Origin of the sequence: Flavobacterium enshiense (assembly GCF_022836875.1) — a bacterium.
GTDB lineage: Bacteria > Bacteroidota > Bacteroidia > Flavobacteriales > Flavobacteriaceae > Flavobacterium > Flavobacterium enshiense_A.
Window position 1 is genome coordinate 2,108,363 of the sequence record NZ_CP090376.1, and the last position, 20,299, is coordinate 2,128,661.

18 protein-coding genes are annotated in these 20,299 nt (G+C 37.1%); 8 read left to right on the forward strand and 10 right to left on the reverse strand.

Translation table 11 applies throughout. The features are described from left to right. The first annotated feature begins 83 nt into the window (after positions 1-83). From LZF87_RS09360 to LZF87_RS09370, 3 genes are all read left to right on the forward strand, one after another. Entirely contained in the window at positions 84-407 is a 324-nt protein-coding gene (locus LZF87_RS09360) for an ArsR/SmtB family transcription factor (RefSeq protein ID WP_244338664.1), read from the forward strand. A gap of 17 nt (positions 408-424) precedes the next feature. Continuing rightward, complete coding sequence (locus tag LZF87_RS09365) at positions 425-895, forward strand: DUF6428 family protein (protein WP_244338665.1); 471 nt, start codon at positions 425-427, stop codon at positions 893-895. 145 nt (positions 896-1,040) lie between these two features. Beyond that, complete coding sequence (locus LZF87_RS09370; protein WP_345945644.1) at positions 1,041-1,460, forward strand: arsenate reductase ArsC; 420 nt, start codon at positions 1,041-1,043, stop codon at positions 1,458-1,460. A gap of 68 nt (positions 1,461-1,528) precedes the next feature. Here the strand turns inward: LZF87_RS09370 and LZF87_RS09375 are convergent, their stop codons facing one another. From LZF87_RS09375 to LZF87_RS09385, 3 genes are all read right to left on the reverse strand, one after another. After that, positions 1,529-1,786: a DUF6952 family protein gene (locus tag LZF87_RS09375; protein WP_244338666.1), complete on the reverse strand. Its 258-nt coding sequence runs from the start codon at positions 1,784-1,786 to the stop codon at positions 1,529-1,531. Positions 1,787-1,788: 2 nt separating this feature from the next. Beyond that, positions 1,789-2,097: a thioredoxin family protein gene (locus tag LZF87_RS09380; RefSeq protein WP_244338667.1), complete on the reverse strand. Its 309-nt coding sequence runs from the start codon at positions 2,095-2,097 to the stop codon at positions 1,789-1,791. Positions 2,098-2,174: 77 nt separating this feature from the next. Then, the gene (locus LZF87_RS09385) at positions 2,175-2,810 is read right to left on the reverse strand and encodes a peroxiredoxin (RefSeq protein ID WP_244338668.1); all 636 of its coding nucleotides are present in this window, start codon (positions 2,808-2,810) and stop codon (positions 2,175-2,177) included. A 260-nt stretch (positions 2,811-3,070) separates the two neighbouring features. On the opposite strand from LZF87_RS09385, the gene LZF87_RS09390 reads away from it, so the two are divergent. Further along, positions 3,071-4,771 (forward strand): amino acid permease, encoded by a 1,701-nt coding sequence (locus LZF87_RS09390; protein ID WP_244338669.1) that lies wholly within the window; start codon positions 3,071-3,073, stop codon positions 4,769-4,771. A gap of 152 nt (positions 4,772-4,923) precedes the next feature. Here the strand turns inward: LZF87_RS09390 and LZF87_RS09395 are convergent, their stop codons facing one another. Both LZF87_RS09395 and LZF87_RS09400 read right to left on the reverse strand, forming a co-directional pair. Further along, positions 4,924-6,216 (reverse strand): amidohydrolase family protein, encoded by a 1,293-nt coding sequence (locus LZF87_RS09395; RefSeq protein WP_244338670.1) that lies wholly within the window; start codon positions 6,214-6,216, stop codon positions 4,924-4,926. A gap of 140 nt (positions 6,217-6,356) precedes the next feature. After that, positions 6,357-8,525 (reverse strand): S9 family peptidase, encoded by a 2,169-nt coding sequence (locus LZF87_RS09400; protein ID WP_244338671.1) that lies wholly within the window; start codon positions 8,523-8,525, stop codon positions 6,357-6,359. Between the two features lie 205 nt (positions 8,526-8,730). Between LZF87_RS09400 and LZF87_RS09405 the strand changes: the two genes are divergently transcribed. Next, positions 8,731-11,718: a fibronectin type III domain-containing protein gene (locus tag LZF87_RS09405; RefSeq protein ID WP_244338672.1), complete on the forward strand. Its 2,988-nt coding sequence runs from the start codon at positions 8,731-8,733 to the stop codon at positions 11,716-11,718. 159 nt (positions 11,719-11,877) lie between these two features. On the opposite strand, the gene LZF87_RS09410 is transcribed toward LZF87_RS09405, so the two are convergent. After that, positions 11,878-13,128: a T9SS type A sorting domain-containing protein gene (locus LZF87_RS09410; protein ID WP_244338673.1), complete on the reverse strand. Its 1,251-nt coding sequence runs from the start codon at positions 13,126-13,128 to the stop codon at positions 11,878-11,880. A gap of 122 nt (positions 13,129-13,250) precedes the next feature. Beyond that, positions 13,251-14,480, reverse strand: a complete 1,230-nt coding sequence (locus LZF87_RS09415; protein ID WP_244338674.1) for an aminotransferase class I/II-fold pyridoxal phosphate-dependent enzyme — start codon at positions 14,478-14,480, stop codon at positions 13,251-13,253. Positions 14,481-14,658: 178 nt separating this feature from the next. Between LZF87_RS09415 and LZF87_RS09420 the strand changes: the two genes are divergently transcribed. The 3 genes from LZF87_RS09420 to lpdA all read left to right on the forward strand — a co-directional run bounded on the left by LZF87_RS09420 (position 14,659) and on the right by lpdA (position 17,002). Continuing rightward, the gene (locus tag LZF87_RS09420) at positions 14,659-15,117 is read left to right on the forward strand and encodes an Lrp/AsnC family transcriptional regulator (RefSeq protein ID WP_244338675.1); all 459 of its coding nucleotides are present in this window, start codon (positions 14,659-14,661) and stop codon (positions 15,115-15,117) included. Positions 15,118-15,199: 82 nt separating this feature from the next. Further along, complete coding sequence (locus LZF87_RS09425) at positions 15,200-15,397, forward strand: hypothetical protein (protein WP_244338676.1); 198 nt, start codon at positions 15,200-15,202, stop codon at positions 15,395-15,397. A 201-nt stretch (positions 15,398-15,598) separates the two neighbouring features. Next, positions 15,599-17,002 carry a dihydrolipoyl dehydrogenase gene (gene lpdA / locus LZF87_RS09430; RefSeq protein ID WP_244338677.1) on the forward strand — a complete coding sequence of 468 codons (1,404 nt, stop codon included), beginning with the start codon at positions 15,599-15,601 and terminating at the stop codon, positions 17,000-17,002. Between the two features lie 73 nt (positions 17,003-17,075). On the opposite strand, the gene LZF87_RS09435 is transcribed toward lpdA, so the two are convergent. The 3 genes from LZF87_RS09435 to LZF87_RS09445 all read right to left on the reverse strand — a co-directional run bounded on the left by LZF87_RS09435 (position 17,076) and on the right by LZF87_RS09445 (position 20,291). Further along, positions 17,076-17,450, reverse strand: coding sequence for a DoxX family protein (locus tag LZF87_RS09435; protein WP_244338678.1), 375 nt, complete (start codon positions 17,448-17,450; stop codon positions 17,076-17,078). 64 nt (positions 17,451-17,514) lie between these two features. Continuing rightward, positions 17,515-18,417, reverse strand: a complete 903-nt coding sequence (locus LZF87_RS09440; RefSeq protein WP_244338679.1) for a DUF4349 domain-containing protein — start codon at positions 18,415-18,417, stop codon at positions 17,515-17,517. Positions 18,418-18,566: 149 nt separating this feature from the next. After that, positions 18,567-20,291, reverse strand: a complete 1,725-nt coding sequence (locus tag LZF87_RS09445; RefSeq protein WP_244338680.1) for a tetratricopeptide repeat protein — start codon at positions 20,289-20,291, stop codon at positions 18,567-18,569. Positions 20,292-20,299 lie beyond the last annotated feature (8 nt).

The window sequence follows — 20,299 nt, forward strand, 5'->3', positions numbered from 1 at the left end:
ATTTATTTTAGAATTGGTTTTTTGGCGAATTGCTTTTTTATTTCATTTGTTTATTGTAATATTGCAATATAAAAATATATCAAATGGGAGCTTCAAAATCAGAATTCTTTTCGGAGCAGCAAAATGAAATGGCGTCATTGTTTAAAGCTATTTCGCATCCGGCAAGAGTGGCCATAATTGAGTATCTGCTAAAAGTGGATTCCTGTATTTGCGGTGATATCGTAAATGAATTACCCTTGGCACAACCTACAGTTTCCCAGCATCTGAAGGAATTGAAAAGTGTTGGGATTATTAAGGGAAACATCGAAGGTACAGCGATTTGTTATTGCTTAAATCCGGACACTATGAAAAAACTGGAAAATTATTTTTCAGGAATATCGAATAATCTAATAATGAAATGTTGTTAATATAAAATACTGTAATTATGAGACTATCAGAAATTAAAGAAGTTTTGAAAACAGTTGAAACGGTAAACTTTAAATTGCCTGACGGAAGTTTCGTTCCGGAGCATTTTCACGTGACAGAAATAGGGGAGATTACCAAGAATTTTATCGACTGCGGAGGAACGGTTCGAAAAGAAACCGTAGTGAATTTTCAGCTGTGGGATGCCAATGATTATGAGCATCGATTAAAACCGCAAAAGCTGTCACACATCATCGAATTATCGGAAAGAATATTGAATATTGATGATAATGAAATCGAAGTGGAATACCAATCCACAACCATAGGAAAGTATGATTTGGATTTTAACGGAACCGATTTTGTTTTGGTTGTTAAGAAAACGGCCTGTTTAGCGCAGGACCAATGCGGTGTACCGAAAGAAAAGATGAAAGTTTCTTTAAAAGATTTGCAGGAACAATCATCATGTTGCACGCCAAATTCATCATGTTGCTAATAATAATCTCAAATTAAAATGAAAGAAAAGATTTTAAAGTATAAAAAGCCTATCATAATAACTACTTCAGTTATTGTACTTCAGCTTATTTTTGGCTTCGACCCAAAATTCTGCATCATCAATATGGTTTGGTTATTTGTTTAGGATGATGAAAAAAAACATTTTAGTCCTTTGCACCGGTAACAGTTGCAGAAGTCAGATAGCTGAAGGGTATCTGCGTTACTTTTCAAAAGAGAAAGCAGATGTTTACAGTGCCGGGGTAGAAACTCACGGTGTTAATCCGAAGGCTGTGGCAATCATGAAGGAAGACGGAATTGATATTTCCAATCATACTTCAAATAATATTAATGAGTATTACGGGATCCCGTTTGATTTTGTAATCACCGTTTGTGATAATGCAAAAGAACGCTGTCCGTTTTTCCCAAGCAATGCAGTGAAATTTCATCACAATTTTACGGATCCTGCCAAAGCTATAGGAAATGAAGAAGAAATTTTGAACCAGTTCCGGTTAGTTCGCGGGGAAATAAAAATGTATTGTAAGCAATTTGTGGAGGATAATTTATAATTCAAATCGCTATTTTGGATACTAAAAAAGCCTTTCTTGTCAAAAGAAGGGCTTTGGTATTAAAAATATTATTTGTCGATAGAACCCAAAACGCGTTGCATGAAAGTATTTAATGCTTCTTTTTTATCGGTTCCGTCCTTTATCATTTTGTTTACTTCCAGTGCTCCATACATATTGGAAAGTAATTCTCCGATAACGTCCAGTTCTTCATCTTTTAACGACGGAACTTCCGTTAAGGCTTCCAATACTTCGATGGTTTCTACAATGTAATCCTGATCGTTTTCTTCAATAAACTGAGTCAGTTGTTTTATTACCGGTAACTTCATAATTATACAATTTCGTTAACCAGTTCGGTCAAAACTTCCGCTTTGTTGGTCTGCGTTTCGTTTACCAGTTTCCCGTTTACGAAAGTTGCAAATGTTGGAAGGTTGGAAACATTTGCTAATTTTCTTGATTCCGGAGAATTTTCAGCATCGACTAAAACAAAAGCAATATTTTCATTTTCAGTTGAAAGTTTTTTGAACTTCGGTTTCATGATTCGGCAGTTCCCGCACCATGAGGCAGAAAATTGTACTACCACTTTTTCGTTTGTATCAACTATATTTTGAAGCGTGTCTTCGTTTAATTCTATTAACATGGCGTTTTTGATTTTTTAATTAAAACTCCAAATCCCAATTTTTATTGGAATTTGGAGTTTTGTATAGGTTTTACTGATTAGTTTTTGCTTAAGTAAGCAGCAGTACTTAATCTGTCAGCTGTCATAGCTTCTTTTCCGTTTTCCCAGTTTGCAGGACAAACTTCACCTTTAGTCTGAACGTGAGTGTAAGCGTCGATTAAACGTAAGTACTCACCAACATTTCTTCCTAGTGGCATGTCGTTTACGCTTTCGTGGAAAATTTTTCCAGTCTCATCAATCAGGTAAGTAGCTCTGTAAGGAACGTTTGAACCTTCGATTAAATAATCTCCTGTTTCTTCGTTGAATACTTCTTCAGCATCTAAAATTCCTAAAGCAGTAGATAAGTTTCTTGTAGTATCAGCTAATAAAGGGTAAGTAACACCTTCGATACCACCGTTGTCTTTGGCTGTATTTAGCCAAGCAAAGTGTACTTCGTTAGTATCACAAGAAGCACCGATTACGATAGTGTTTTTTGCATTGAACTCAGGTAAAGCAGCCTGGAAAGCGTGTAATTCTGTTGGACAAACGAATGTGAAATCTTTCGGATACCAGAATAATAATACTTTTTTATTGTTTTTTGTTGCTTCTTCAAGAATGTTGATTCTTAAGTTATCACCCATTTCTGAAATAGCATCTACTGTAATGTTCGGGAATTTTTTTCCAACTAATGACATAATGTATCGGTTTTTAAAGATTATTTTTTTTTAACAGTGCAAAAATAGCGATTCCTGAATTGCTTTACCATTACCCTTTATTATAATTTCTTATTTAATGATAACAAATAGTTATCGTAACGTTTTTTTAAATTTTCAAACCCAAAATGTTATTTATTCAATTGGTTTTATATATTTGTTTACCTTAAAAAAAAGCAGGGATATTCTGTGATTTTGAAAGGTTTTTGCCGATAAACTAACACTATTTACAAAGAATTTTTATGTCTTTTACCGATTTATTCAGAAGAAAATCAACATCAACTATATTGAAACAGGGTGGGGACGGAGATCACGCCACTGGATTACACAAAGTTCTTACCGTTCGCGATTTAACCTTTTTCGGGATAGCAGCAATTATTGGTGGCGGAACTTTTTCTGCTATCGGGAATGCCTGTTTTTCAGGTGGTCCGGGTGTAACGCTTTTGTATATTATTTGTGCAATCGCGTGCGGATTTACAGCTATGTGTTATGCCGAATTCGCTTCACGAGTGCCTGTTTCAGGTAGTGCTTATACGTATGCCTATGTTTCATTTGGCGAATTATTCGCATGGATTATCGGTTGGGCATTGATTATGGAATATTCCATCGGAAATATTTATATCGCCTTTTCATGGAGTGGTTATTTTACCAATTTGTTAGAGAGTTTCCACATTCATTTGCCGGAGTGGCTAACGATTAATTATCAGTCGGCTCATTCTGCTTTCCTTGAAAATAAAGCCGGGGAAGGTTTCAATGCATGGCAAAATGCACCAATGCTGGGGAGCCTGAAAGTGATTTTTGATTTACCTGCTGTGGTGATTAATTTGTTGATTACCTATTTGGTTTATAAAGGTACCAAGGAATCAAAAAACTTTAGCAATGTCATGGTAATCATTAAATTAGCTATTATTGCTTTGGTAATTGCGGTAGGTGTTTTTTATGTGGATATCGACAACTGGACACCATTTATGCCGAATGGTTTTGGCGGTGTTATGGCCGGAGTATCGGCAGTATTCTTTGCATATATCGGTTTTGATGCCGTTTCGACTTTGGCAGAAGAAAGTAAAAATCCGCAAAGGGATTTACCGAAAGGAATGATTTATTCTTTAGTGATTTGTACCGTGATTTATATCATTTTGGCCTTGGTTTTAACCGGCATGGTAAAATACGATTTATTGGGTGTAACCGATCCGTTAGCTGAAATTTTTGCTTTAAAAGGGGTGAAATGGATGTTGTTCATTGTGTCCATTGCGGCCGTTGTGGCGATGACCAGTGTGATGCTGGTGTTTCAGATGGGACAGCCGAGAATCTGGATGACCATGAGCCGTGACGGACTGATGCCGAAGAAATTTGCGGAAATTCATCCGAAGCATAAAACGCCGGGATTTGCAACAATCGTGACCGGTTTAGTGGTAGGTCTGCCAATTTTCTTTACCGATGAGAATTTCGTGTTGGATTTTACAAGTATCGGTACTTTATTCGCCTTCGTATTGGTTTGTGGCGGTGTATTGCTGCTGTCTCCACAGAGCGAAGAAGAATTGGCTGAACGCAAAAGCAATGGTAAATTCAGAATACCTTACATAAATTCAAAGTTTATTTTCCCAGCCATCGTGGTGGGAACCATTTTTATCGTAAACTATGTTTTCCCAACTTTCTTTACCGATACGTTTGATTTCTCGGGAGACAAATTCGCGACAAATATTTCGATGGTGGTATTCTTTGTTTTATGTGGTGTGATGGCGGTGATGGCGTTCCTTAAAAACCTTTCGTTAATTCCGTTATTGGGATTGATTTCCTGCTGTTACCTGTTAACCGGGATGGCGGTTTCCAACTGGAAATGGTTCGGAGTTTGGCTGATAATCGGATTGGTGTTCTATTTCAGTTTCGGCTATAAAAACAGTAAACTGAATTTCAACAGAATTAAAGCGACAATTGAAGATTAAAAGAAGAATCCCGAGTTTAACGCTCGGGATTTTTTTATCATAGGACGCTCAGCGATTAAACTTTGATGTATCTCCAATTAATTTTGCTCGGCGGAATTAAAAAACCCTGAGTAAAGCTCAGGGTTTTATTGATGATAAGAAGACAATAATTTTTAATTTGGTAAAATTGATCTTGACATTTCTTCAAGTATATTTTTATTCAAATACTGATTGTTAAAGTAAATGCCTTCAATTTTTTCCAAAGCATCTAATCTTTCCAATGGGTTTTTTGAAACAATAAGGAAATCTGCATTTTTTCCGACTTCAATCGTTCCGTAATTTTCATTAAATAAATTGGCAAAATTTACTGTTCCAGTTTTTAAAACAGCATAATTTGTTAAACCGGCTTTTTGGTATGATTTCATTTCTTCGTGCATTGCAAAACCCGCCACGATGAATTTTGAACTGCTGTCCGGACTCAATAATAAAGGAACCCCTTCATCATTTAATCGTTTGATAACAGCATGACGTTCCTGTAATTCTTTAGCATAAAGGGCTACTTCTTCTTCAAACTCCTTTTTGCCCGTTTTTTCCCGATACAAATTTGTTTTCTCGGCCCATTCTTTTACTGTTTCAGGATTGATGAATTGCATTCCTTTTTGTTTTATCATATCCTCAACCGAATATTGTCCGTAACTAATTATGTACCATTGCAGGGTAGGGCAGACAAATAATTTTTTTTCCTTTATTGATTTTACTCGCGATTCAAAAGAATTTGGCTCACCGATAAGTCCGCCCAAATGCTCGAAAGAAGTATAGTTTGATCCAAAAAAGCTTTCATCACTAATGATAACACCTTTTGGATTGCTCGGAAAATGACCGCCGATTTTCACATCGTATTCTTTACAAACTGCGTTTAATTCGTCAAATAATTCCTGATTTTTAATGCTCAGAACTTTTATGAAATCAAATCCGTTTTCTTTTGTTTCTTTTACGAATGTAACTATTTGCTCTTTTGTGAAGCTTAGATTTTTTGTGATAGGATTAGGAGAGAGGTATAATTTCGGATAATATGAATTCTCGGTGTTATATTTCTTTTTCATTTCAATATGCTTCGAATCGCCTCGCATTGAACGAAGTTTTGTAACGCCGTTAATAAGGTTGAGTTTGAAATACTTCTCTAATTCTACATCATTTTCCGGAAGATGAGCATGTGCATCGGCTAAGGAAGGAATTAAAAATTTTCCTTTACCATCAATGGTTTGTTTCGCTTTGGTTTTTAATTTCCTGTCATCGGTAATTTCAATGATTTTTCCGTTCTTAATTACAACTGACTTGTTTTTAAGAACCAGTTCAGTATTCATCGGGACTACAGAGACATTGGTAATGATGAAATCGGCTTCTATATTTTGGCAAAAAGCGATTTGAAAACTAAGAATTATCAGAATGCAAAGAAATTTTTTCATTTTTCAGTATGATGCGTTGTACTTGAATGTGATTCAAATTTATAAAACTTTTCTGTATAAAAATATAAAATCCGCTGCTTTCACAACGGATTTTCTAATTATCTAAAATTCTTAGAATTCTAAGAATTCTAAGAAGTCTATTACTTCAAATGCACATTAAAGTAATCAGCGATTTTTGCATACATGTGAATTCTGTCTCTACCTCCCACATTGTGTTCGTGGTTAGGATATAAGAAGTAATCCACCTGCTTGCCGGCTTTGATACATGCTTCGACAAAGTTCATACTCTGTTGTTGAACTACTACCGGATCCTGAGCTCCGTGAATAATCAACAATCTTCCTTTTAAGTCTTTTGCTTTATCCAATAATGAAGCTTTGGCATAACCTTCCGGATTTTCCTGAGGCGTGTCCATATAGCGCTCTCCGTACATTACTTCATAGTATTTCCAGTCGATTACCGGACCACCGGCAACACCAACTTTAAATACATTGTTCTGGCTGGTCATTAAAGAAGTAGCCATAAATCCACCAAAACTCCATCCGAAAACACCGATTTTATCAGCATCTACGAACGATTTCGATTTAAGGAATTCAATCCCTTTCATCTGATCGGCCATTTCATTTACACCTAACTGACGGTGGTTTACATCACAGAATTTCTTTCCGCGTGCATCACTTCCACGGTTATCCAATGTAAATACCACGTATCCTTCCTGAGCCATGTAATAATCGAAGTAACCTCCGCCGCCCATCCAACGGTTGTTTACCAATTGTGCATGCGAACCTCCGTAAACATAAAGCATTACAGGATATTTTTTAGTAGCATCAAAATTAGCAGGGTAGATGATTCTTCCGTTTAAAGGCGTTTTACCGTCTGCAGAAGTGATGGTTACCAATTCCATTTTTGGCATTTCCACTTTTCCTGTGAACGGGTTTTCAGCTTTTACTAAAGTGGTTGCTTTATTTGATTTTACGTCGATAACCGAAATTTCATTTGGAGTGGTAACATTACTGTATTGATCCAAAATCATAGTTCCGTCTGAAGAAACGGATGCATTGTGTGTTCCGGAAATCGATGTTAATTGAACTGTTTTTCCCGATTTGATATCGACCTGATATAATTGTCTGTCTAAACCGTTGTTTGAAGTTCCGATGTAATTGATTTTTGTGTTTTTAGCATCAAAACCTAAAAAGTCTTTTACGATTACATCCTTATAAGCAAGGTTTTTCAATTGTTTACCGTCAGTGTTGTATAAATACATTTGGTTGAAACCATTGAAATCTGTCTGATAAATGAATTGGTTCGGATTATTAGGTACAAAAGTTAAAGCATGCTGAGGCTCAACCCAAGTTGCTGCTTTTTCTTCGAATAGTGTTTTTACGAAAGCTCCTGTTTTTGCATCGTATTTGTTGAATTTCAGGTGATTTTGCTCACGGTTTAATATTCCGATGAAAATGTATTTACCTGTCGGCTCCCATGAAACCATAGTCAAATACTGCTCTTTTGGTTCGCCGGTTTGAACGGTAACTTTTTTACCTGTGGCAACATCATAAATTACAAGCGAAACATTCTCGCTCGTCATTCCAGCCATCGGGTATTTAACTTCTTTGTTTGCTGCTTCACGCTCGTTCCAGTTAATGATAGGGTAGTTGCCCACCATGGTTTCATCTTTTCTGTAGTAAGCAAGTTGTGTTCCGGCTTCGTTCCACCACATACCGCGGTCGATACCAAATTCCTGACGGTGAACATAATCATTACCGTTCACAATTGCAGGGTTTTCATCGTTGGTTACTTCGATTATTTTTCCTGAAGCATCTGTAATTCTGATGTTGTTACCTTTTAACCAGGCTGTATTGTTGTTTGAAGAAAATGCAGCGCTGGTGCCTTGAACATCATAAGCAATTGTGTTTGTGATTTGCTTAGAAGCTACATCGTAAATCACTTTATAATTGTTTTTTTTACCAGCTATTTCGGTTTCAAATGAATTGGTGGTTTTCCAGTTAATTGAAACAGGAAATGTTCTAACCGAAAACTCTTCGTTAGGGAATTTTGCTTTCAGAGCGCTTTCTAATTCAGCTTTTGTTGCTAACGTGGTTTCCTTCCAAGATGTTGCTGCACTTTTCTCAAATAATGTTGAAAAATCGGCACTTAAATAAGTTATTGACTTGGAGTCTTTACGCCATTGTTGCGCTGTTTGTGTGGTTGGAGCATATTTTCTTCCACCCATTACAGTTTCTTCGATGGTCAGGTTTCGCTGGGCGAATGTCATTGATCCTGTCAGAAGAAAGAATAAAGTAAACTTTTTCATTGTTTGATTAAATAATTTGATGGCTAATTTATATAAAGTTTATAATCTGATGTGGTAAAGGAATCCTAAAAATCAATTCTTATGTAAAATAGTTACAATTTTAACAAAATTGTTATAATGTGCAATTAAATATCAGGTGTTTAGTGAGTTATTTGTAATAAAAAAATGTTAATTTTAAAATTGTAAAATCTTAAATAAGAATAAGATGGGAAAAAACTTTACTCGAATCGTGTTTCTTTTGTTTTTTCTTTTTCTGTCTATTCCAGGCAGATTAATGGCACAAATAAATTGTGAAACACCTGCTAACTTAACGGCAGCGAATATCAGTCCGACAGGAGCGGTACTTTATATAGGGACTACTGCGAACGCGGGGACATACAATATTCGTTACCATGGTCCGGGAACTACGACTTGGACTACACTGAACCATGTCATCGTTCCGTTTCAATTAGGAAATTTGATATGCAACACCGCCTATGAATGGCAGGCACAACGAGTTTGTGGTGTGACGCCTAATAATGCACCTATTTTAAGTGCATGGTCTTTAGGGTCAGCATTTACTACTTCAGCTTGCTCAACGCCAACTTGTCCGGTACCTACCAATTTGCACGCAACAAACATTAGTCAGAATGGGGCTGTACTTTCTTTGGGAGTTGATGCAACAAATGGAGTGTATAACATTCGTTATCACGGTCCAAATTCTACAAACTGGATTACTGTTAATAACGTAGCGATTCCTTATCAACTGGGTGATTTAACATGTGGTACTGCTTATGAGTGGCAAATGCAACAAGTGTGTGGTACTTCGGCTGGTACAGCTAATTTAAGTGCGTGGTCTGTCGGATCTGCGTTTACTACGATGGCCTGTACTACACCAACACCATGTCTGGTTCCGACTAATTTAACAGCAACAAACATCAGTCAAACGGGAGCTGTCCTTCATTTTGGAACGAATGCAACTTCCGGAAGATATAACATTCGTTATCATGGTCCGAATTCCACAACATGGGTTACTGTAAACAATGTTACGGTTCCATTCCAGTTAGGCAATTTGACTTGCCATACAACTTACGAATGGCAGGCGCAACAGATTTGTTCTATTACCGGTGCTACAAATTATAATCTAAGTGATTGGTCAGTTGAAGCAGTGTTTACAACAGCTGCCTGTCCGGCACCATCATGTCCTGTTCCTACTTATTTGTCAACTACGAATATCAGCCAAACAGGTGCAGTACTTAATTTAGGTACTCTTGCGAATACCGGAATTTTCAATATCCGTTATCGCGTTCCGAATGCTGCAAACTGGATTGTTATCAATAATGTTATGATGCCGTACCAGCTGCATGAATTGACTTGTCATACGGCATATGAATGGCAAGCACAGAAAATTTGCTCTAACGCGGATAATTCCACGATTATTTTAAGCGAGTGGTCTGCACCACTACCTTTCAGTACGACTGGGTGTCCGGTTTCTAATTGTCCGGTTCCTACTAATTTATCAGCAACAAATATTAGTCAATCAGGTGCAGTACTTAATGTAGGAACTACAAGCAATCCGGGAGTGTACAACATCCGTTATCATGGTCCAAATTCCACAACATGGATTACTGTTAATAATGTTACAATGCCTTATCAATTGGGTAATTTGACTTGTCATGCAGTTTATGAATGGCAGGTACAAAGAGTTTGTGCCAATTCAGCAGGAACACCAGGTGCTTTAAGTGATTGGTCAACAGGGGCAGCTTTTACTACAGCTAATTGTCCAACGACTACTTGTCCTGTGCCGACTTATTTGTCAACTACAAATATTAGCCAAACAGGTGCAGTACTTAATTTAGGTACTCTTGCGAATACCGGAATTTTCAATATCCGTTATCGTGTTCCGAATGCTGCAAACTGGATTGTTATCAATAATGTTACGATGCCTCATCAATTACATGGGTTGACTTGTCATACAGGTTACGAATGGCAAGCACAAAAAGTTTGTACTAATGCAGATAATTCCACAGCTATTTTGAGCAATTGGTCTACAGCAGTGGCTTTCACAACAACTGCTTGTTCTGATCCTGCACCATGTTCAGTTCCGACTAATTTGGCAGCATCAAATATCACCCAAACCGGAGCTGTGCTTCATTTTGGAAGCAGTACAGTGACTGGAAGGTATAACATCCGTTATCATGGTCCAAACTCTACAACTTGGATTATGCTTAACAATGTTACGGTTCCGTTCCAGTTGGGTAATTTAACTTGCCATACTACTTATGAATGGCAGGCGCAACAGATTTGTGCTACTCCGGGAACTGTAAACAATAACTTAAGTCCTTGGTCAGTTGGAGCAGCATTCACAACATCTGCTTGTCCCGACACGGCTTGTCCTTCGCCGACTAATTTAACAGCAACGAATATCGGTCCAAATGGAGCAGTGCTTCATTTTGGAACGACTGCAACTGATGGAAGATATAACATCCGTTACCATGGCCCGAATTCCACAACCTGGATTACATTGAACAATGTTGCTGTTCCGTTCCAATTAAAAGAATTGAGATGCAATACAAGATATGAATGGCAGGCACAGAAGATTTGCGGCACAACGGCTAGCGGGGCACTTGCTTTAAGTCCGTGGTCTGTTGGAGCTGTATTTGCAACGGGTGATTGTCCGGCGCCAGCTTGTCCGGTTCCGACTAATTTATCTGCAATAAATATCAGTCAAAATGGAGCATTACTTCAATGGAATGGTGTTGCAGGTGTAGCTGCTTATATTGTTCGATACAAGCCGGCTTATAGTGATGCGGCGTTTACAACTGTTACATCGACAACCAATTCGGTTCAAATTGGTAATTTGACTCTTGGAGCAGTTTATGTATGGCAGGTGTCGGCTGTTTGTGCTAATGGAACTACTTTAGCCGCTAACTGGTCGATGGAATCTAGATTTGTGACTCGTTCTCAGTTGTTGGCATACCCTAATCCTGGTAATGGAACGGTTTCTGTTTCTTATTCTTCAAACAAAGTAGCTCCAGTTCAGGTTAAATTGTTGGATTTATACGGAAAAGAGATAATTGTACAAAACAGAGACGCTGTAGAAGGAACTAACGTATTTAATGTTAATACTTCAGAAGTGTCTGATGGATTGTATTTCATAGGAATTTATTCTGATGATGTATTGACTACTACAAAAGTTGTTATCAAACATTAGGAAAATTTCCCTGGAAATATAACTCCCAATAAAAAAAGTCGGTTGGAAAATAGTTCCAACCGACTTTTTTTATGATTTGAAAAACGCACAAAATGCAGAATAATAAAAAATCCGCTCATGATTGCTCAAAAGCGGATTAATTGGTTGTGTAATTTTTGTTTACTTTTTAATAAACTTCTTCGTTATTTTTCCTTCGTTGGTAAAAATATCAGCAAAATAAATACCCGCTGTCAAATCGGAGACTTCAAGATGTGAAATAGTAATATCATTCCTTTCCAGGGTTTTTATTTTCTGGCCAATACTGCTATAAATTTCAACCTTCTCTATATTTAAAGTATTGTCATGTGAAAAACTCAAAGTGCTGCTTACGGGGTTAGGGTACAGGGAGAGAGATGACTTGGCTTTAAACTCTTCTGAATTTAGATTAAGGAAATTTTTAATAATTATTACTTTGTTATTTGTTGTATTGAAAGCATAACATCCATTACCACACACTGTAATATTTTTTGCCTGTCCGTTTGCTTGAGGTATTGGTAAGCTATCTACCAATAAATAAGTTTCAGGATTATATCTCTTAAACGTAATTGCTCCGTTAGCGTCATTACTGGCAATACATACCAGTCCGGTAAAAGTGTCATAAATTGTCGGACCATTTGCGTTTGAAAAAGTTCCGGAAACGAAAGGAGAAAAGTTAAAATCGATTACAGTTCCGTTAGTAAAAAATGCCTTTTTGTTATACGCGCTAAAATTTAATCCAAATCCATGAACCAAGCTTCTTGATAAGCTTGTTTCAGTGACCCCGCCAGCGTTAATACTCATTCTTCTAAATCCATATTCCGTAGATTCATTATTATAACCTACCAGAGAAAATTCATCATCAAATTCAATTTGATTACTTCCTGAATGGTCTGGGGTGGTAGTCGCTCTCATAATTCCATTATCGTAAATCGCAACACCTTCATGTTTAGGTGAATAGCCTAAGTTTCTTCTTGCCACGGCAATTGTGTTCGGATTGTTAGGCATAACTTCAATATCTTCGGCATAAAATGCTCCTGAATAAGTATCTGAACCTAAAGAAAATTGGGTAGAGGCAGTGTTGTTTGTAGTATTGAATTTTCTTACTGTTGAAGTTCCGTTGAAACCGCAATATATAGTCTGCCCATCTGAAGAAATTGCCATTACACTTGGCTCACTTCCAATAGGGGTTGTTCCTTCAAGTGCTGCAGTCAGTGGATTAATCCTCCCGATACTGTTGCCGTTGGTTCCATTTGCGCTTGGTACTGTAGCATAAAGTTTACTGTTATAAGTGCTGTAAACGATATCATTGGTAGTAATATTGACTACAGAGATTGTTTGGGCGAACCCTGTTGTATAAACGGATAGAATAAAAATAAGTAAGAATTTTTTCATTTTATATATTTTTTGCGCAAATATATAAGAAAAATAAGAAAAATGTAAAGGCTTCAAAATAATAAAAAATCCGCTCATGATTGCTCAAAAGCGGATTTTACATTTAAACCAAAATAAACTTCTTAATTATTTAGAATCGAAAGTTCCTTATTTAAAATCGAAAGTTCCTCCATACATTGTTTCATCATTGTATAGGTTCTTTCAATATCATTATCCAAACCGATTGAGAAACGAATTAATCCGTCGGTTAGACCCATTTCTTTTTGTTCGTCAAGCGGAATTTCAGAAGATGTTGAAGTTCCTGGTGCGCTGAATAAAGTTTTGTAAAACCCTAAACTCACGGCTAAGTAACCCAGGTTTCTTTCCTGCATTAATTCCATTAAAGCATTGGCGTTGTCTAATGAACCAACATCAATTGTCATCATACCTCCAAAACCGTATTCAGGATTAATCATGGTTTTGTAAATTTCATGACTTGGGTGTGATTTCAATCCCGGATAAACCGTTTTAATTCCGTCTGCTTCAAATTTTTCAGCTAAATACTGTGCGTTTTGACTGTGTTGTTTTATACGGATATGAAGCGTGCGAAGGTTTTTCATTACAGACGCCGAACGCATGCTGTCCATTGTCGGACCTAATAACATACTGGCACCATCGTTTACATTTTTTAAAGCGTTGATGAATTCCTGCGAAGCACAAACCACACCGCCAACAGTATCACTGCTTCCGTTGATGTATTTTGTCAAACTGTGGATTACAATATCGGCACCTAATTTCGCAGGCGCAACCGATAATGGTGAGAACGTATTGTCTACCACCAATTTAATATTGTGTTTTTTCGCAATTTTAGCCAATGAAGCAATATCGGCTACTTCCAATAGTGGATTACTTACCGTTTCACAGTATAATACTTTTGTGTCCGGAGTAATAGCTGCTTCAACTACATCTAATTTTGTAATATCAACAAAAGTGGTTTGTACACCCATACGTGGAGCGAAGTTCTTTAAGAATGCATATGTTCCCCCATAAATAGTACGGCTGGATACAATATGGTCACCATTTCCGCATAATTGTAATAAAGTAGGAGTGATGGCACCCATTCCCGAAGCAGCGACGTTCGCGCTTTCAGTTCCTTCCATTGCTGCCAAAGCTTTGTCTAAGTATAAATTACTAGGAGAAGAATGACGGGAATATAAATAACAGCCTTCTGCATTACCTTCAAAGGTGTCAAACATTGTTTTTGCTGAAAGAAAAGTGTATGTTGAACTGTCAGAAATAGAAGGGTTTACGCCGCCAAATTCGCCAAAATACTGTAAATCCTGAATTTTGTCTGCCGGATTAAATTTTTCCATAAATAGGTATTTTTTGTATGTTGTTTCAGTTATATAGAAATCAAAATAAGTTTATTTAAGAAAAAAAATCAACCGATGTATTGATAATTAGATAATAAAACTATTAAAATTCATTTTTAAAGATGAAATTTGGATTCAGTTTGTTAAATTTGAACTTTAAACCAAAAAATAATCTCCGATGACTTTTGATGCAATCGATAAAAAATTACTGAAATTACTGCAATCAGACAGTAAACAGACAACAAAAGAGCTTTCCCTGAAATTGAATCTTTCAGTTACTGCCGTGTACGAACGTATCAAAAAACTTGAAAAAGAAGGTATAATTGATAAGTACGTTGCTTTGGTCAATAGAAACAAGATTGAAAAAGGGTTTGTGGTATTCTGTCATCTGAAATTATTACAACATACCAAAGAATTCATCAATCAGTTTGAGAAAGAAGTGGTTCAGCTGAATGAAGTTTTGGAATGCTTTCACGTAAGTGGTGATTACGATTATATTCTGAAAGTGTGCGTTAAAGACATGGAGGAATACCGCGAATTCATGGTTACAAAACTCACTACGTTACAACATATTGGAAGTACACACAGTACTTTTATGATCGGCGAAGTAAAGAACACTACAGCTTTTTATATGTAAAAGATTACATTTTTTGAAAAATATTTGCGTGATGTAAATAAAAGATTACTTTTATACTTATTAATCAAAAAAAGTAATTTTTATGAAAACAAGACTTCTAAACATTAAAGGTGTTGAAGTACTTTCTAGAGAAAGTCAAAAAATGATTCAAGGATCCGGAAAAGGTAACCCGGATTTATCACTTTGCGGATGTTCATGCAGTGGAGCCGTTATAGGACCGGATTATTGTGTGAAATATATAGCATGCCCGCAAGTGTATACTTGTAATGATGAGATATAATCATTTCCAATAAAATGCGAAGCCCTAAAAGAGATTTTAGGGTTTTTTTTATGTGATTTTGTGTGATTTTTAATGCCTGGTTGAAATTCTGTCATAAAAAGAAATCATCTTTATTTTCCTAAAATAAACCGACTCGGTATAAACAAAATTCCTTAATTTTGTCACTCGAATTTTTTAAAAACACATCATAAAATAAATACTATGAGTTCATTTGACGTAGTTATTATTGGTTCAGGTCCCGGCGGGTACGTAGCAGCAATCCGTTGTGCACAGTTGGGAATGAAAACTGCCATTATCGAAAAATATTCAACCCTTGGAGGTACCTGTCTTAATGTAGGATGTATTCCGTCTAAAGCATTACTGGCTTCCTCTCACCATTACGAAGAATTACAGCACTTTGCAGATCACGGAATCGAGGTTTCAGGAGACGTAAAAGTGAATTTAGAGAAAATGATTGCCCGCAAACAGGCAGTTGTTGACCAAACTTCAGGAGGAGTAAAATATTTAATGGACAAAAATAACATCACTGTATACAATGGTGTTGGTTCATTCGAAAATGCAACTACAATCAATGTGACTAAAGCAGATGGTTCAGTAGAGAAAATTGAAGCTAAGAACACTATTATTGCTACAGGTTCAAAACCATCTTCTTTGCCTTTTATCAAAATTGATAAAGAAAGAATCATTACATCTACCGAAGCTTTAAAATTACCAAAAGTCCCAGAACACCTTGTAATTATTGGTGGTGGAGTAATCGGATTAGAGTTAGGACAGGTATACTTACGTTTAGGTGCTAAAGTTTCTGTTGTTGAGTTTATGGACAGAATCATTCCTGGTATGGACGGAGGTTTGTCTAAAGAACTGACAAAAGTGTTGAAAAAACAGGGAATGAAATTCTACACTTCTCACAAAGTACAAGCTGTTGACAGAGCAGGAGAAGGTGTGGTTGTGAAAGCAGAAAACGCAAAAGGAGAAATTATCACTTTAGAAGGTGACTATGCTTTGGTTTCTGTTGGTCGTCGTCCTTATACTGATGGATTGAACGCTGAGAAAGCCGGAGTTAAAATTACAGAAAGAGGTCAGGTTGAAGTAAACGATCATTTACAAACATCGGCTTCTAACATTTATGCTATTGGTGACGTAGTTCGCGGAGCCATGTTAGCGCACAAAGCGGAAGAAGAAGGAGTAATGGTTGCTGAATATTTATCGGGTCAAAAACCACATATCGATTATAACTTAATCCCTGGAGTTGTTTACACTTGGCCGGAAGTTGCTGCTGTTGGTAAAACCGAAGAGCAATTGAAAGAAGCAGGAGTAGCTTACAAATCAGGAAGCTTTCCGTTCAAAGCTTTAGGTCGTGCACGTGCAAGTGCTGACATCGAAGGTTTTGTGAAAATCCTTGCCGATGCTAAAACGGATGAAGTATTAGGTATCCACATGATTGGTGCCCGTGCAGCAGATTTAATCGCTGAAGCAGTAACAGCTATGGAATTCCGTGCTTCTGCAGAAGATATCTCAAGAATGTCTCACGCGCACCCAACGTTCGCTGAAGCTATCAAAGAAGCAGCTTTAGCAGCTACGGATAACAGAGCGTTACACGTATAATTCGGAATTATATTAAAATAAAAACCCGTCTCGTTGTTCGCAACGGGACGGGTTTTCTTTTTATAGAAAATAACTAACTACCCAATATTCCTTTATAACTTTCCCAACTTCTGTAAATCAGAAAAATATTTCCCAAAAAGACAAACATCGCAATTGGAAGTCCCGCCGGAATCAAAAAAACATTCATAAGTAAAATATTTATTGAAACCGGTAAAAATACGAGACTGAATAGTTTAATGAATTTCCCGGTAAGGAAAGACAGTCCGCTCAGTAATTCAATGATTTTTACCAATGTAAGCAAATACTTTGTGGCTTTGAATCCCTCAAAAACGGTTTTCAGGTCGCCTGCAAGTGCCGGTTGTTCCCCATAGGTCAAAAAGTACGAAATGGAAGCAAACAGCAACAGCGACCCCAAAAGTACCCTGATGATAATAGTTGCGACTTTCATAACTTTTATGATTTTAAAGGTTTATATTACAAAGTTAATGAATTAATTAACAGGGTGTTATGTTTTAGCTTTTAGTTTTGTAGTATTTTTTGTAGATAAAATAACCTCCGAAAAGAATCAGAATAAAGCCCCACAAACTAACTATAAAAGCAATGATATTCTCCAGGAAATACCAACCCGTTTTTAGGGAATCCAGCAGCTGTAAACCTATATGAGGTCTGTAAGCATCAATACTTTCTTCGCTGGCCAGCATTTCGTGTTTGATGGCTTCGTTCTGATAAATCTGAAGGGTCAAGGTGCTGAAATTAACCTGATCCTTTAACGAGAGATTCTTCAATTTACTACTGTCGTTCTGTTCTTTTTTGTCGGCTAGTGTCTGTTCAGCATCGATTACAGAATTAAGTTTCTTTCCTTTGGTATCAATGGCTTTCTCAAGTCTTTTTTCGTTGGACACAGATCGGTTTTGTTCCATCTGGTTGGCTAAGAATTGCAGCGAAACATCATCGGCTTTGATTACCCTGAAATCAAGGAAATCAATCTGCTTGGCAATCGTTTTGATTACCGTATCCAATTTGGTATTGGGAACGCGAATAGTAATATCGTTCTTAACCTGATATTTTATAGTTTCTAAAATACTGTCTTTACTGACTTTAGTCTCGTTTCTTTCCGAAATTTCACTCTGCAGATTGGTATAAGTTACAAAGCCTCCAAATTTAGTCGTGGCATCTTCAATAGCATAAGTCGATTTAGCAACGTTTTTGACTTTGAATTTTATGTCGGCCGTCCTTATGAATTTCCGGTCTGAATCTTTTTTTTCAACCGCCGCCGAAGATGAAACGACTTCGGGGGAAACGGTTTCTGTAGTTTCTGATGTGGGATAATCTACTTTTTCTTCCATTTTTTCCTTGCAGGAAACTGCTATGCCAATTACAAGCAAAGCCAGGGCAAGTCCGGTGACTGTTTTCATAAATTACTATTTAGAGGGTTAATGTTACTTGATAAAGTTGCAATAGTAATTTTCAGTCAATAGGTTCTGGCTTTCGTTGGTTGATTTTATTGTTTTGGTTCCAATAAAAACCGTGCCAGAAAATTCGGAATCCGAATCAGATACTAAGTTTATTTTATTCTTGAGGATGTTAGCTTTATATCTGCTGTAGCCCAGCTTTTCGCAATAAGCTGTTCCATTTCTTTTACTTTCGTTTGGTTGTTCAGTTTCTCATAAGCCAATTTCAATCCGTGGTAAGCCCAGCCGTTTTTAGGTAATCGTTTTAGATCTTCTTCATAAACTTTAATGGCTTCATTATATTTGCCGTCTTCAATAAAAATGGCTCCCAAATGATGGCGGACAGAGAAAAACCAATCTGGTGGTTCATTGTAATTCAGACCGTCTTCAATAACGATGGCTTTTTGAAGTAAATGGATGCTTTGGGTATAATCTCTTTCGTGTGCTAAAATTTCGGCATTCAATACATTGGCCGCAATATTTGCGATGGAACTCATTGAATTGATTTGCCAAATGGTCATTTTCTCAAGCGATTTGTCGTTGGATAACACTTGTAGTCTCATCAATTCTGATTTGGCTTTGCGTAAATCGTTTTTTCCTAAATAAGCCATTCCTCTGGCATAGTGTGAAATGGCTTTCGGGTATTTTAAAGTGTCTGAAACCAATTTCATCTTCAGGATATCATCCCATTTTCCAAATTTCACCGAAACGAAATATGGAATCATATAATAATGCTGTAAGGTTTCCAATCCAGGAATGATCATGTTTTCAGGATGCACTAATTTTGCAGTTTCAGTGGCGCCAACCATTGCCCATTTTGAGTTGCCTTCCAGCGTGGCTGTTCCCGCCATGAAATGATAATTGTGAGGGTAGTAGCTGATTGGATAAGCGCCTTGCGCATGGCACATGGCCACATAATCGCTGTCTACTTTACAGGCATTAATGTTGGCCATGGTACCTTTATGATAATCACCAGTTCGGATGTAAATGTGCGAAGGCATATGTACCAAATGTCCGAAAGCAGCCGCATTTCCGTCGTCAAAGAATTTAGCTGAGGCATAACCTCGCTGTGGTTCATTAGAAGCCTCAACAGCGTGAATGTAAAAGTGGTTAGCACCAATGTGTTTAGGATCTTTCTTCAAAATTTTCTCCATCAGAGAAATGATTTCCGGAGTCCAGGGTTTTGGGGTGCCGTTCTTCTCGTATAAATCCCAAGGATGCAAATCCATCACCGATTCGGCATACAAAGCATTAATATTGATATCCTCTGGATATTTGCTGTTGACTTCCTTCATCGCATTCGAATAGGTAATGTCCAATTTGCTTCGATCCTCAACCGGTTTGGCTACATATCTTTTTGATAATGCGTTGATTAATGCCTTTTCTTTTTCGCTGACTTTATCTTGTAGTTTTATTGCTTGCTGAATTGCTTTGTAGGCTCTTTCGTAATTGTCGGGTTCCATTCCGGCGTTGTAATTCGGGCCAAGCACATAAGCAAATCCCCAAAAAGCCATTGCGCATTCGGGATCAAGTTTTGTGGCATAATGAAAAGATCGGGCTGCTTCGGCATGATTAAAACCATAAGCCAGTGCTAATCCCTGATTAAAATACTTTTGTACTTCCGGATTCTTGGTAGTTATGGGATAATTAATAACATCCATGCCTTTGAAGAGCGGTGCTTTATTATCGGACTCATACCATTTTGCATCAACAACCGGCGGGGCACAGCTCATGCTGTTTGTTCCAGTTTTTGCAGTTTCAACAGGTTTAGGAACTTCTTTTTTGCACGAAAGAAATAGGGCAAATGCAAACATCAGGAAGATAATTTGTTTTTTCATGACAGCAT